Source organism: Parachlamydia acanthamoebae, from assembly GCF_000875975.1.
Lineage (GTDB): Bacteria > Chlamydiota > Chlamydiia > Chlamydiales > Parachlamydiaceae > Parachlamydia > Parachlamydia acanthamoebae.
Genome location: NZ_BAWW01000066.1, coordinates 640299 through 653705, shown reverse-complemented (window position 1 = coordinate 653705; position 13407 = coordinate 640299). Strand labels below are relative to the sequence as shown.

Genomic DNA, 13407 nt, shown 5'->3' with positions numbered 1-13407 from the left:
TATGCGCCTTTTCGATAAAAAAACAACGTGCCTTATTCTTGCCTTTTGTTTGCCCCTTCTGTTTTTCCCTAAAATCAATCTCATTAAATTTTCGGAAAAAGAAACGGCGGGTATTCGCCTAGACGATGTTATTTTACTAGGAACATTTTTTATCCTATTTTGGGCACGTTTTTCCTTAAAAACCTCCTTATGCAAGTTCGAAAAGTGGCTTTTTGCAGTTGTGGGATTTTCTCTGTTTTCTTTTTTTTGCAATCGATTTCTAGTCTCGATCGATAGTCTCCATGTGCATTCCAAAATCTTTTATTGTTTACGTATTTTAGAATATGCCACATTTTTTTATGTCGGATGCTTTGCTTATGACTTTGTGAGCGAACGCAAAATCATGTATGGTTTTCTTGTTTGGAATTTAGCCATCATGGCTATGCAAAAAGTCGGTTTAATTGGAGGATTTAGCTCTGCAGGCTATGGAGAAAACACCTATCGTGTTACAGGAATCGCCTCTTTTCCATCTGAAACGGGCGCTATTCTTAACCTGCTATTTTGTTATTTGGTCTTCGACGATTTTGCTCGCAAACGAATTCCCATCGTGATTCCTCGCTGGCTAAAAACGGTCTATCATAAATGCGCCATTTTTATTCAATTTGTGATCTTTGCCATTTTTGTCATCTTATCCGGATCACGCATCGCCCTTGCAGCTTTATTAGTACCCTTTATGATCAAACTAAAAAGCTTGGTTAGTCTTAAATCGATTATTATCGTTGCCAGCTTTCTTGGATGCTTATCGATTGGAATTGCGTATCTCGTCGTCAACACGGAAGGCTTACGCAGTGACGGCCTACTCAGTTACAAAAACATCGAAATCATGAAACAGGTTTGGGAAGACATCGATATTCGAGCAGAACCTGAAATCAAAAAGCTGGAAACAGATGAAAAATTCGATCAAAGCTGGTGGATGCGTATGCATAAGTGGTGCTATGCTTTTAAAATATACTTAGCTAACCCACAATGCTACTTGCAAGGTATTGGTCCTGGTTTTGCTTTTCCAGCTTTGGATGGGGGGTTTTTGCGTATTCTCACAGAAAATGGCCTCATTGGCACGTTTTTGTATGCCGGGCTATTCCTTTCAATTAGCAAACAAAGCAAGCAGTTGACGTGGATGGTCATCGTTTTCATGGTGAACATGATCTTCTTTGACGTTTATCTCGCATACAAACCCATGGCTTTGCTTTTCCTTATCTCGGGTTATGCATATGCCAGATCGCTTAAAGAAGAACCCTCATACGCCAATTTTGAGGCGGTACAGGCTCTTGCATAAAACGAAGGAAGAACATAGAAATTCTTCCTTCCTTAAAATCTCTTCTATTTACAAAGGAGATACCATCTTCTTTTCTTTTTCTCATCCGTATTTACAAACAATTCGTTTGGATCTTCTAATTGCTGTGGATAACGTTTTTCCAACCAAGCCTTAATATGGCCATCTTTTAATTTTTGATAGTCATACTCATTAAATTTTTCTACCGAAAGGAGCTCTTCACTCAAAAAATAATGGCTGTTTTTTTTAATCATGACATTTTTTACCTGGAGATTTTGAAAAATCTGTTCAGTACTCTCCGTTACTTTTAAACGAATCCGATTTTCATCATCGATAATCAAAGTTCCAATTCGCCCTTCACTAAGAATTTTATTTACGCGGACCATTGTCGAAACCTCTTCAAATCTTTTAACAATAACAACCTTTTCATTCGTGTGTAAATCCGCAAAAAGACGCGAGATCACGACGGTTTGTTGTTCTGTAGCTAAGAAAACTTTTTGGTCGAGTCTCTCAGCAAAAACACATTCCTTGGGATGCTCTTTGTCTCCGTTCAAATAAAATTGATATTTCATACTCAAATCAATTTGCTTACCTGTTTCCAAATCAAATTCCCCAGCCCGTAAACTATCTACTATCCAACTCATAACTTCTTTCTCCTTGTGTTCCAGTTTTTCGTATTTTCGTAGTCATTGTCTAAGTGGAGAGGTAAATTCCCTCTTTTTGTGGATATTAAAATTTTTTTCATTTATGTAAATTGCTAACGCTTATTTTAATTTTTTTTCGAAAAAAGACTCCTACAGCGCTTAGAGCTAGATTTTTTGATCAGCCTAAATGCAAAACGCCACAAAAGGACATTTTATGAAGAACTCATTCGTTCTCAGTATCTGTTTTTTAATTTCAATTCCACTTGCTTGCTTTTCTCAGAGTATAATCAGCGATGCGGAAGCAGAAGCAATTGCGATCGATGCCTACATTTATGGCTATCCATTAATTACGATGGACGTGACGCGACAAGTGATGACAAATACGGAAAATTCCACCGTTGGAAAAGCCCCAATGGGACAATTTGGAAATCTAAGAACCTATCCCAATGCAGATTTTAAAGATGTTACGACACCTAATGCAGATACTCTTTATTCAATAGCCTGGTTAGACCTTTCGAAAGAACCCTATATTTTGCATGTTCCAGAAGAAGGAAACCGTTACTACCTGATGCCTATGCTAAGCGCTTGGACCAATATTTTCGCAGCCCCAGGAACTCGAACAACGGGCACACAAGCAGGAGATTATGCCATCACAGGACCCAAATGGAATGGGACATTGCCAGATGGAGTGAAAGAGTTCAAATCACCCACCAATCTCGTGTGGGTTTTAGGCAGAACTTACAGTACAGGAACACCGGAAGATTATAAGCTTGTGCATGCCATACAAGATCAATATAGCGTGAAACCACTCAGCTACTTTGGAAAGGATTACACACCACCCAAAGGCTCTTTTAATCCTAAAATTGATATGAAAACACCCGTGCGCGATCAAGTGAATTATTTAGATGCCGTTACTTTTTTTAACCGCATGATGGCGCTCATGGTAGAAAATCCCCCGGCCCATGAAGATGCCCCTATTCTGGAGAGAATCTCTAAAATTGGGATAGTGGCAGGGCATAAGTTGGAACAAGCCCAGTTAAACCCAAACATTGCACGTGTTCTACAACTGGTTCCAAGGCTAGCACAAGAAAAGATCCTAGCACACGTCTCAAAAGCAGGTAAAACGATCAACGGCTGGGATTTTATCCTTAAAACAGGCCAGTATGGAACCGACTATCTTCAGCGCGCTTTCATTGCGGCTGTGGGATTAGGAGCCAATTTACCTGAAGACGCCATCTATCCATCCACACACGTCGATAGTCGTGGGCAGCAACTCGACGGAACCTACAAATACGTCATCCATTTTGAAAAGGGTCAAATGCCTCCAGTCAAAGGATTTTGGTCCTTAACCCTCTATAACAACCAGTATTTTTTTGTAAAAAATCCTTTGAATCGATACAACCTAAGTTCTCGCGATCCTTTTAAATATAACTCCGATGGATCGCTAGATCTTTACATTCAAAATAGCCCGCCAGATAAGGAAAAAGAAGCCAATTGGTTACCAGCTCCTAAAGGTCCATTTGTTTTGACCTTTCGTTTTTATTGGCCTGAAAAAGAACTATTGGATGGAATGTGGAAGCCCCCCATTGTCCAAAATAGAGGCATTTCGACATTATAAAGGAGGTATTTTAACATTGACTTGAAACAAAAAAGAGCGTACGATTTTGCTCTTTATCAAGAGAGAAATCATATGGACCTTGCTCAGAATAACTTAATTCGCTTTATTAATATTACGAAGAAAAAAGATGGCATTTTTGCCAATTTTAAAGCGAAAGGCATTCGCGGCGGAGCTGTTTTTTCAGCCTCTATTTCTGTTGATATTTCAGCGGCAGAAGTACATCCTGCAGATCCTCTCGAAAAGATTATTGAAGAATGTGCGCGTATTGCCGTTCTACAATTTAGGAATACAGACCTTCAATTTGAAGGCCTTGTTGCCCTTTAATTCATTTTATCTGGGTGTAGCGCAGCTTGGCTAGCGCACTTGCATGGGGTGCAAGGGGTCGGAGGTTCGAATCCTCTCACTCAGATTCTTTTCTCTAGAACTTACGGGCATTCTCTTTTAGAATGCCCTTTGTATTTTTGAGGCTGTAGGTAAGATTTCACAAAGAATTTTTTAAGTTAATCCTTAGTTGCTTCTATTAACCTTTTACTGATTTTTTTTCCAGTTGCCTAATACTTTTTTCAGCAACAGGTAAATCTTGTGGCATAGTACCTCCTAACTTTTCAATAGTTTGACGTAGTGAGTTTGGTTAGCTTTATTTTTCCCTTGGATATTTTCTCGACGAATTTTACCTTTAGCTTGAGTCGCTCTAAACAGATTGGCTGTGAGCTCTGTACTACCCCATATGATCCCTTTTTCCATCTCCGCAACCAACATCTAAAACATTGTCGCATTCATTCCAAGGAATTAAATCGATCGTTTCCATCACAATGCGCCACTGCAATGTAGAATGATGGTGATAAGTTTGAGCATCTTCGATTCCATTTTCGCATAGCAAAAAAGGAATCAGAATAAAAAGTAGAAAGGTAAATTTCATACGTGTCCATTTGAAAATTTTATGTATAAAATATTCCCTCTTTACATTGCTCTCAAGTCTTTTTTCTGCATTTATTTATGAAATCTATTGTTTCTTCTCGCCCTTCTATTTTCAACATTTTGTTTTTTACTTGATGTGAAGCAAACTTTTGTTGAGATGCATCATGCGAAACTTTTCTTGTCCTGCATAGTGGATCTGGCTTATCGCAAGAATATTTATTACCTCGTATGAGCAAGCTTGCGGCAAGCCATCTCGTCATTTTCTATGACCAAAGAGGAAGTGGTCTTCTGGAGGAGGGCTGGCCCCTCTCTCATTCAACTTGAGGTTTTTGTGAAAGATTTAGAAGCTATCCGCAAAGAATTTGGTTTTGACAAAGTAACCATTTTAGGACACTCATAGGGTGGATTTTTAGAAATGAAATATGCTCTTTCCCATCCTGAAGCAATTGATAAGCTTATCTTATTAAACTCTGTTCCCGCATCTCCTGATGAGTTTGCTTTGTTTTTTCAAGAACAGTCGCGTCGAATGGATCCTCACATGGAAAAGCTTAACGAAATCGAACATTCTGCAGAATTCATTGCCGGCGACACCAAACCTGTGTGGATTTCTTCAAAATCATTTTTAGCAATTATTGTGTGCTTCCCCAAAAGGTAGAGGACGTTGTTTCCCATCCTTTCGACATCCATCATGCACTTAAGAAATTGTTATGTAAAACACTCATTGTGCATGGTGACCAGGATCCTATTCCTGTATCAACAGCCGAAAACTTGCACAAAAGTATCGAACGCTCAACATTTGTGGTCATCGAAGAATACGGACATTTTCCCTACGTCGAAAAACCTGAAGAATTACTTGAAATTTTAGATCGATTTCTCAACTAAAAAATCCATCAATAGGCAAAACAATCACATCCATATGACCACGGATTTAGTGGTCGTTTCGGATGTGTATTCCCTAAAATACCATCTAAGCAATCTTTTTTGGTCTGACAGGCACAGTTTGCGTGTTTATCTGGATTAAAATATCCCCCATAATGGATGACTGGTGACCAACTTGGACTGACCGGTAGATTTTTGTTCTGATCCAAGCTTGCAAATTCGTCTGCTCCATAAATAGCCTTGCCTCCCAGAATGGTTAGAAGAGATGTTATCTCTTTAATCGATTCTTCCGGCACATTAAAATAATCATGGGATAAAACCGCAAGGTCCGCATATTTTCCAATCGAAAGAGATCCTTTCATCTCTTCTTCACGCGATAGTTTGGCGCTCCCTAAAGTATAGAGACGTAAAGCCTCTAAACGATCCAGCTTGTTTTCCGCTCCATAAAGAACGGTTCCTCCAACAGTTTTACCTGCAACCAACCAATAGAGAGAAACCCAGGGATTATAGCTTGCAACACGTGTTGCATCAGTCCCTGCTCCGATGGGAATATCCAAATCGAGCATTTTTCGAATGGGTGGACTTCGTTTAGCAGCTTGTTCTCCATAACGCTGAATAAAGTACTCTCCTTGATATGCCATACGATGCTGAATGGATATGCCCCCGTTCAAGGCTTTAATTCTTTGCAAATTTTCATCGGTCACGGTTTCAGCATGATCAAAAAACCAACACAAATCATTAAAAGGAATCTCTCGATTAACCTCTTCAAAAACACCTAGAGCTCGATTAATGGTTTCGTTATATGTGGCATGCAAGCGAAATGGCCATCGGTTTTCGACTAGGAAGCGGACAACTTTCTTGAGGTCACCTTCCATATTAGAAGGCATATCTGGCCTTGGATATAAAAAGTCTTCAAAATCAGCAGCAGAAAATACCAGCATTTCCCCTGCACCATTTTGACGATACATCCCATCTCCAGAATAAGGCTTCACCATCTTTGACCACTTTTGAAAATCCTCCAATTCCCTACCTGGTTTTTGTGTAAACAAATTATAGGCAATCCGAATCGTTTGCTGACCGTTTTTGTGCAAATCCTCAATAACTTGGTAATCATCGGGGTAGTTTTGAAATCCACCACCTGCATCAATACAGCTTGTTAATCCAAAACGATTGAGTTCGCGCATAAAATGACGCGTCGAATTGATTTGGTCTACCAAGGGCAGTTTTGGGCCTTTAGCGAGAGTCGAGTAGAGAATCATCGCATTGGGTTCGGCAATTAGTAATCCTGTCGGATTTCCATTCTTATCTCTTTCAACACTTCCTCCAATAGGATTCGGCGTGTCTTTGTTATATTGAACAGCTCGCAAAGCAGCCGCATTTAACAAAGCGCTCCCATATAAGTGAAGAATAAAGACTGGTGTTTCGGGAGCGATTGCATTAATTTCTTGCAACGTTGGCATTCTTTTTTCGGCAAATTGAAATTCAGACCACCCTCCAATGACACGAACCCATTGAGGGGGTGGCGTACGCAATACCTGTTCTTTTAACATCTCAAGAGCTAAAGCAAGCGAAGGCACTCCGTCCCACCTTAATTCCATGTTGTAACTCAGTCCTCCACGAATCAAATGCAAATGGGAGTCATTCAAACCTGGAATGACTCTTTTTTTATTTAAATTGATCACTTGAGTCTGATCGCTGGCAAGTTTTTTGACTTCGTCATCCGCCCCTAATGCTGCCACCAATCCATCTCTAATCCCTATCGCAGTCACTTCAGGTTTTTGTTTATCGAGTGTTGTGATTTTCCCATTAAATAAAATTAAATCTAGCTTAAGTTCATCCATAAAATTTTCTCTTGAATGTTAATTTAATCCATGTTGTAACCTAAAAATAAATTGAAAAAAAGCAAATTAACCACTTCTTTAAAACGATTATCTAAACAGCTTAATCTCATAAAGAAGACTTAATCAGGGGATTTTTATGGTCCTAATCAGACAAAAATTTTTAGAAAATTTAACTAAATTGGTGTACTTCCTTTTCATTGCATGCATTTCTGCAACGACTATGCCTCAAACTTTACCAAAAGTCGGCACACAAGAAATTGTGGGAAAGGTTAACAATGTAAGCATAGAAGCCTTAGTTCAAAGCCCTTCTGCACAAGAAACCCCTTTACAAATTGTGTGTGTATTTGAATACACGGAAGGAGATATTTTTACATCGCCCCCAGCATTACCAAAAGAACTAAACGGTTTATTGCATGTCGATGCCGCTTTGCATGGCTTGATCACAGAATTACGCAAAACAAACAAATTCGAGGGTAAGGATCTTGAGACTCTTTTGATCACACCTCCCTCTAATACAATTCCCGCAAAAAAACTTTTACTTATTGGATTGGGAAATCGAAATGCATTCAAGGAAGAAAAAATGCGTATGATCGGTGTGACAGGTATGCGAGAGGCCTTAAGACTCGGAGTTTCTAGTTATACCCACGCAAGCGATGTCAAAGATGGGGGCGTTGACTCTATAACTGGAGCCGTAACAGGTTATGTCACACAAGGTGCCCTAGAAGCTTACAAAACGCAACAGTTTTTGAAGGGTCAAAATGCGAGTGAGAATTTAACCGTCAACAAAGTGACGATTCTGACAGGTCCTGCCTTTTTTGAAGATTCTATTGTGGGAATAAAAAAAGCGATTGAGAATTTTAATCCATGATCTTAAAGAGTGCTACATATAGGATGCAGCACTCTTTATAAGGCTATTTCTTAGAGCCGCCTTCGGAAGCATGTTCTCCTAGTGCCCATTTTGAAAAAGTCACTTGGAAACCGTAGGGTGAATGCGCTTTCAAAATTTCCATTACCCCATTATATGTTTCTGAGCGCGCCCAATCTTGCTGCAATTCAAACAAAAACTGCAGCGAAGTAATGGGGACGGCGCCGGCTTGAATCATTCTTTGGATACTGCGTTCGTGTGCCTCTAAAGTCACATCTCCGCAAGCATCTGCCACAAAATACACTTCATATCCAGCTTTCAGCAAATCCATTGTCGGAAATAATACACATGCTTCAGTCCACAATCCTGCTAGAATAATTTTTTTCCGTTTCGTTGCTTCAACAGCTTTTCTGAAATCTGCATCAAGCCATGCATTGATCGATGTTCGATCGATCACTTTATGGTCGCTTAGAGCGGTTGTCAAAGCTTCGTCTACGGGTCCGCTAAAAGAATCTTTGGCAACAGATGTTAAAATGGAGGGGACTTTAAACAATTTTGCTGATTTAGCCAATATCACTGCATTTTCCATAATGGTAATCCGATCGTGACTTTGTACACCAAAATACATCGCGGGTTGATAGTCGACTAAAGCAATCGCACAATTTTGTGGGGTTAATAAATCATTATAATGGCTCATAGGTTTCCTTTGTTAAATTTGCATGATTTTCAAACCCAAACTTACGAACTTGCCCGTTTTAGTCAATTCATATTTTTAAACCTTCAACCATCAAAAAGCTTTTTTTGAATGAAAATTTCGGTGGAAGTTTTGTTCATAACCCCACCTAATTTTGTCAGCTCCTTTGTTTGCTTCTGAACAAAAGTCCCACCTCTGAACAAAACCGAGTAGTTATCAACGTTTTCCGAACAACTTATAAACAGACTGATTTCTCTCTGTTATTTACCCTTTTGCAAACATTTCCACAGGGATAGAGGAAGAAGAAACAAGAGATATATCTATATATCTTCTTCAAAAGAGACTATGGAAAATTCGCGTTTTCAAAAATACACGATTTTTTCAAGGACCCATTTTCAGAAAATGCAAAAAGCATGAAATGTTGTTCATAAGTCCCCTTTTTTCGGTTGATTCTTATGAATGCATTTTTGTGCATAATTAATTTCTGTCGATAAGCCGCCTTTTTTCTTCCATCTACTGACAAAAAACGAACAATCTAAAACAGGGTAAATAAAGAGATAAGATGTCCTGCGTTATGAACATTCCCACAGCAAAAGAAGAAGTAGAAACATGCTTTATATAAGATATATTCAATAAAGAAAGCTGTTGAAAATATTGTCAGTACCTCGTAGTTTAAATGGTTTTAGAGAAATAATCAGGACTCGCAATGGATTTCCTTTTGCCTTCTTATTTCTTCGATTTAGACACGTACACACATAAAGACCTATTTGAACCAAACGCACATGTTTGGACTGCCTTAAATCGATTAGAAAGTTATTTAGAAAAAATGTCGTTCCAAAAACAGGAGGCAATTGTCTCTCCTTCTGCTTACCTTGTGAATCCAGATCAAATTCATTTAGGCAAAGGAACAGTTGTGGAACCAGGTGCCTATATTCAAGGTCCCTGCTGGATTGGAGATCGTTGTGTTGTTCGACATGGGGCTTACATAAGGGGATTTGTTGTAACAGGGAATGATTGTGTCATTGGACACGATACAGAAATCATCCGCAGCATTTTGCTTGATCATGCGCATGCAGCGCATTTTGCTTATCTAGGGCAGTCTATCCTTGGGAACCATGTTAATTTGGGCGCTGGGACCAAATGTGCGAATCTGAAGCTGGATAATCGACCTGTATCGATTGTTGTGGAACATCAAAAATATCAAACAGGTTTAAGAAAGCTGGGTGCAATCATTGGTGATTCATCCCAAATTGGCTGTAATGTTGTGACTAATCCAGGAACTTTACTTGGGAAAAATGTCTTATGCTATCCTACGCTTAATTGTGGGGGATTTATTCCGTCTTTCCACATTATAAAATCGAGAGCTCAAACGATGACGATACCGATTCAAAGAGGTCAAAATGGTTAAATCAGTTCCAAAAGTACAAGAAAATACATTTGCGTATTCGCCCAAGTTTTCCCGGTCTTGGCATGAAAAAAAGGTTTATCAAAATCGACAAATTCTTGTTACTTCTGCAATTACAACGGTGATTTTGGGATTTTTGGCTACTTTAACCGGCATTCTTGGACTCCCACCCCAAACGGTGAGTTTAGGAACATGTACAAGTATGATGGGTGTTGCGACAGCTGTAGCGTTGCGATCTTTGCGAAAGCGTACCCAAATTATGAGGAAACAAAAACACATCTATAAGCATTTACAAACCTTCGAAGCGCAATTAAATGATGGAAAATGCAAGTCGATAGTTCAAGGTATTCAAAGATTTGTTTCCACGCATCCTCTCTCTATTGCTTATATGCGAGACTATCAAAAATTCCGCGATTCGTTAATTGAAGTTACGACGGAATTTTCTGAAGATCCCGTACAATCTAAGGAATGGAAAAAAATAATCGGGCATTTACATAAGCTTCCTTTTTATCTAGCTGATGGAAGAGTGATTGCTTTGGATTTGAAGCGGGAAAAATCCATTTTAAAAGGAAAAGACCCTTTTTCAGGAACTCTAGAAATAAAATCTTTAACTTCTAAGCCTTCTAGGAGTGATTTAAAAGCTATTCAGTCGATTTTCAAACAGAGCGCCATTCAACCTGAATTTTCTAAGAAGCGAGCTTCCATTAAAAAAGAGCTTCAAAAACCTGACATGATCGTGAAGGTCGTGCGTGAAAAAAACACCGTCGCTGGGTTGATTTGGCTAAAGAAAAAACCTGGGGCTTTGTCTATTAAGCATTGTATAAGTGCTGGGGATCAACCTTCTTTTAGAAAAATCGAAGAAGAATTGGTAAATGCTGTTTTAGCAGAATCCCCAACTGATCGATTAAAAGTTTGTGCACTTCAGGGGGATTCGGTTTCTCAAGAGATGTTTAAAAACTTAGGGTTTGCATACGCGGGCGTTAAATCTGGTCTTCATGGGTTGTTAGAGGATGGAATGATTCGGATGACTCGGGAAAATAATTTATAGTCTTTCTGTTTCTAAAATTTACGATGTAAAATAAAGATAGATTCTTTATCATTTTTTTGTTAATGACATCAACATGTTCTTAGACATAAAGAGTTTCTAGTGAACCCATTTTCTATTCTTTTATCTTATCAGGCCCAAGTTGAAGCAAAGATTGAGCAAAGTATTGCGGCCTTAGGTGCTAAAAGCAAAGTCAGAGATGCTTGTGAATATGCGCTTCGCAATGGCGGAAAACGTTTTAGGCCCGCGCTTGTTTTAATGGTTGCAAAAACATTGGGTAAACAAGCAGATGCTTCCGAAGCGGCTTTAGCGGTGGAATTTTTTCATACGGCCTCGCTTATTGCGGATGACCTACCTTGTATGGATAATGATGATGAAAGAAGAAATATGCCTTCCCTCCATAAAGTTTTTGGAGAAGACATAGCTTTATTAGCCAGCTATGCGTTAATCGCTGAGGGCTACCGTTATTTGGCTCAAAATAGTGAAACTCTCAAGCAGCAGCAGGTTTCTTTTTCCGATCGTTGTGATCATCTTTGTGTTTTAGCTATTCAAAACGTCTCTTATAACACAGGGCTTTTTGGGGCCACAGGTGGACAATTTTTAGATATTCATGAGTCTAACCTCTCTTTATCTGCATTACGCGATATCTTGCACAAAAAAACGGTCTCATTGTTTGAAATTTCATTTGTGCTGGGGTGGTTATTTGGTGGTGGAGAGCTAGAAAAATTGCCTTTGGTGAAAAAAGCCGCTTCGCATTTTGGAATGGCTTTTCAAATTGCTGATGATTTGAGTGATATGCAACAAGACTTAAAGAATGGACGAAAAGCCAACATGGGATTGTTAATGGGAGTGGAGGAAACAGTTAAGATGTTCCACAAGGAAACAGTTTCTTTTCTGACTGTTTTACAAGAACTTGATATTCAAGGGCAGGAACTTGAAGCTTTAATCAAGACACTCATACAGAAAACTGAAGAGTGTCTTGCTGTGCAGGGCTAATATTAGACTTCAACAAGCTCTTTTTCGTCAGCATCAACATGTGCAGCAGACTTGAGTGATGTTGTAGCCAGTCCATCTTTACATTTTTGCATGATAAGCTGCTCAATTTCATCCAATAGCTTTGGATTCGTTTTTAGCTCATCGCGGACAGCTTCTCGCCCTTGTCCCAATCTCTGCCCCTGATAGCTAAACCAAGCGCCTTTTTTATCGATAATCTGGTACTCTGTTCCTAAATCGATAACAGCTCCTGTTCTAGAAATTCCTTCGTTAAAGAGAATGTCAAATTCAGCTGAGCGGAAAGGTGGCGCAACTTTATTTTTGACAACTTTCACTTTGACTCTATTTCCAACTTCAGAGTTGTCAGGACCTTTAATACCAGCGGTACGGCGAATATCTAGGCGAATAGAGGAGTAGAACTTTAACGCACGCCCACCCGTTGTTGTCTCGGGGTTTCCAAACATGACACCAATTTTTTCACGAATTTGGTTAATGAAAATGGCGCAGGTATTGCTTTTAGCAAGTGTTGCAGCGAGTTTTCTTAAAGCTTGAGACATCATACGAGCCTGCAAACCGATAAAGCTATCGCCGATTTCGCCTTCTAGCTCACTTTTTGGAACAAGCGCTGCAACGGAGTCAATTACAATCACATCCACTGCATTTGAACGTGCAAGTGTTTCTGCGATGTTAAGCGCTTCTTCACCACTATCGGGCTGTGAAATGAGAAGTTCATCCACATTTACCCCAATTTTTGCAGCATAGGAAGGATCAAGCGCATGCTCTGCGTCGATATACGCAGCAAGTCCGCCTGCTTTTTGGGCATTTGCCACAATGTGAGTGGCCAAAGTTGATTTTCCGGAAGATTCGGGACCGAAGATTTCAATAATACGGCCGCGAGGTATCCCGCCGATGCCAAGCGCAACGTCTAAAGTTAAAGCGCCTGTTTTGATGACGCTAATTTCGCGCATGGAAGAGTGACTTCCAAGCGACATAATCGCTCCATCTCCAAATTGTTTTTTAATATGACTGACCGCTAGGTCAAGAGCCTTTTTTCTTTCTGCTTCACTAGGTTGAGCCATGATAACCCCTCATTTTTCTAATTGATGATTCCCTTAGTTCAGCAGTAGAATACCCGAACCGGCAACTCTTGTCAGGTAAAAAAACAATTAAAAATATCGATATGGGACATAAAA

The 13407-nt window shown here is 39.5% G+C and carries 14 protein-coding genes, 1 tRNA gene and 1 pseudogene; 10 read left to right on the top strand and 6 right to left on the bottom strand.

Annotated features, from left to right (window positions below; translation table 11 throughout):
• The first annotated feature begins 1 nt into the window (after position 1).
• Positions 2–1315, top strand: a complete 1314-nt coding sequence (locus AOM43_RS12460) for a hypothetical protein (RefSeq protein ID WP_059360531.1) — start codon at positions 2–4, stop codon at positions 1313–1315.
• A gap of 44 nt (positions 1316–1359) precedes the next feature.
• Here AOM43_RS12460 and AOM43_RS12455 read toward each other — a convergent pair whose 3' ends face one another.
• Positions 1360–1956, bottom strand: coding sequence for a hypothetical protein (locus tag AOM43_RS12455; protein ID WP_006340677.1), 597 nt, complete (start codon positions 1954–1956; stop codon positions 1360–1362).
• A 214-nt stretch (positions 1957–2170) separates the two neighbouring features.
• On the opposite strand from AOM43_RS12455, the gene AOM43_RS12450 reads away from it, so the two are divergent.
• From AOM43_RS12450 to AOM43_RS12440, 3 genes are all read left to right on the top strand, one after another.
• Entirely contained in the window at positions 2171–3574 is a 1404-nt protein-coding gene (locus AOM43_RS12450; RefSeq protein ID WP_226987531.1) for a DUF1254 domain-containing protein, read from the top strand.
• A 72-nt stretch (positions 3575–3646) separates the two neighbouring features.
• Complete coding sequence (locus AOM43_RS12445; protein WP_036746038.1) at positions 3647–3898, top strand: hypothetical protein; 252 nt, start codon at positions 3647–3649, stop codon at positions 3896–3898.
• A gap of 10 nt (positions 3899–3908) precedes the next feature.
• Positions 3909–3983 (top strand) — tRNA-Pro (locus AOM43_RS12440).
• 111 nt (positions 3984–4094) lie between these two features.
• Here AOM43_RS12440 and dinD read toward each other — a convergent pair.
• Positions 4095–4297: pseudogene (gene dinD, locus AOM43_RS14155) on the bottom strand (DNA damage-inducible protein D); the annotation flags it as partial.
• Positions 4293–4493, bottom strand: coding sequence for a hypothetical protein (locus AOM43_RS12435; protein ID WP_059360527.1), 201 nt, complete (start codon positions 4491–4493; stop codon positions 4293–4295). The gene AOM43_RS12435 and the pseudogene dinD, both read right to left, overlap by 5 nt.
• A 414-nt stretch (positions 4494–4907) precedes the next feature.
• On the opposite strand from AOM43_RS12435, the gene AOM43_RS13895 reads away from it, so the two are divergent.
• Positions 4908–5147, top strand: coding sequence for a hypothetical protein (locus AOM43_RS13895; protein ID WP_226987530.1), 240 nt, complete (start codon positions 4908–4910; stop codon positions 5145–5147).
• Positions 5129–5374, top strand: coding sequence for an alpha/beta fold hydrolase (locus AOM43_RS12425; protein WP_059360525.1), 246 nt, complete (start codon positions 5129–5131; stop codon positions 5372–5374). The genes AOM43_RS13895 and AOM43_RS12425 overlap by 19 nt, the downstream gene beginning before the upstream one ends.
• 8 nt (positions 5375–5382) lie before the next feature.
• Here the strand turns inward: AOM43_RS12425 and AOM43_RS12420 are convergent, their stop codons facing one another.
• Complete coding sequence (locus tag AOM43_RS12420; RefSeq protein WP_059360523.1) at positions 5383–7212, bottom strand: amidohydrolase; 1830 nt, start codon at positions 7210–7212, stop codon at positions 5383–5385.
• Between the two features lie 136 nt (positions 7213–7348).
• On the opposite strand from AOM43_RS12420, the gene AOM43_RS12415 reads away from it, so the two are divergent.
• Positions 7349–8080: a M17 family peptidase N-terminal domain-containing protein gene (locus AOM43_RS12415; RefSeq protein WP_059360521.1), complete on the top strand. Its 732-nt coding sequence runs from the start codon at positions 7349–7351 to the stop codon at positions 8078–8080.
• Positions 8081–8123: 43 nt separating this feature from the next.
• On the opposite strand, the gene AOM43_RS12410 is transcribed toward AOM43_RS12415, so the two are convergent.
• Positions 8124–8774: a hydrolase gene (locus AOM43_RS12410; RefSeq protein ID WP_006340694.1), complete on the bottom strand. Its 651-nt coding sequence runs from the start codon at positions 8772–8774 to the stop codon at positions 8124–8126.
• 703 nt (positions 8775–9477) lie between these two features.
• Here AOM43_RS12410 and AOM43_RS12405 point away from each other — a divergent pair.
• The 3 genes from AOM43_RS12405 to AOM43_RS12395 all read left to right on the top strand — a co-directional run bounded on the left by AOM43_RS12405 (position 9478) and on the right by AOM43_RS12395 (position 12217).
• Positions 9478–10179 (top strand): acyltransferase, encoded by a 702-nt coding sequence (locus tag AOM43_RS12405; RefSeq protein ID WP_006340697.1) that lies wholly within the window; start codon positions 9478–9480, stop codon positions 10177–10179.
• On the top strand, positions 10172–11224 hold the full coding sequence (locus AOM43_RS12400) for a hypothetical protein (protein WP_006340698.1): 1053 nt from the start codon (positions 10172–10174) through the stop codon (positions 11222–11224). The genes AOM43_RS12405 and AOM43_RS12400 overlap by 8 nt, the downstream gene beginning before the upstream one ends.
• A gap of 99 nt (positions 11225–11323) precedes the next feature.
• Complete coding sequence (locus tag AOM43_RS12395; RefSeq protein ID WP_006340699.1) at positions 11324–12217, top strand: polyprenyl synthetase family protein; 894 nt, start codon at positions 11324–11326, stop codon at positions 12215–12217.
• A 2-nt stretch (positions 12218–12219) separates the two neighbouring features.
• Here the strand turns inward: AOM43_RS12395 and recA are convergent, their stop codons facing one another.
• Entirely contained in the window at positions 12220–13293 is a 1074-nt protein-coding gene (gene recA, locus AOM43_RS12390) for a recombinase RecA (RefSeq protein ID WP_006340700.1), read from the bottom strand.
• Positions 13294–13407 lie beyond the last annotated feature (114 nt).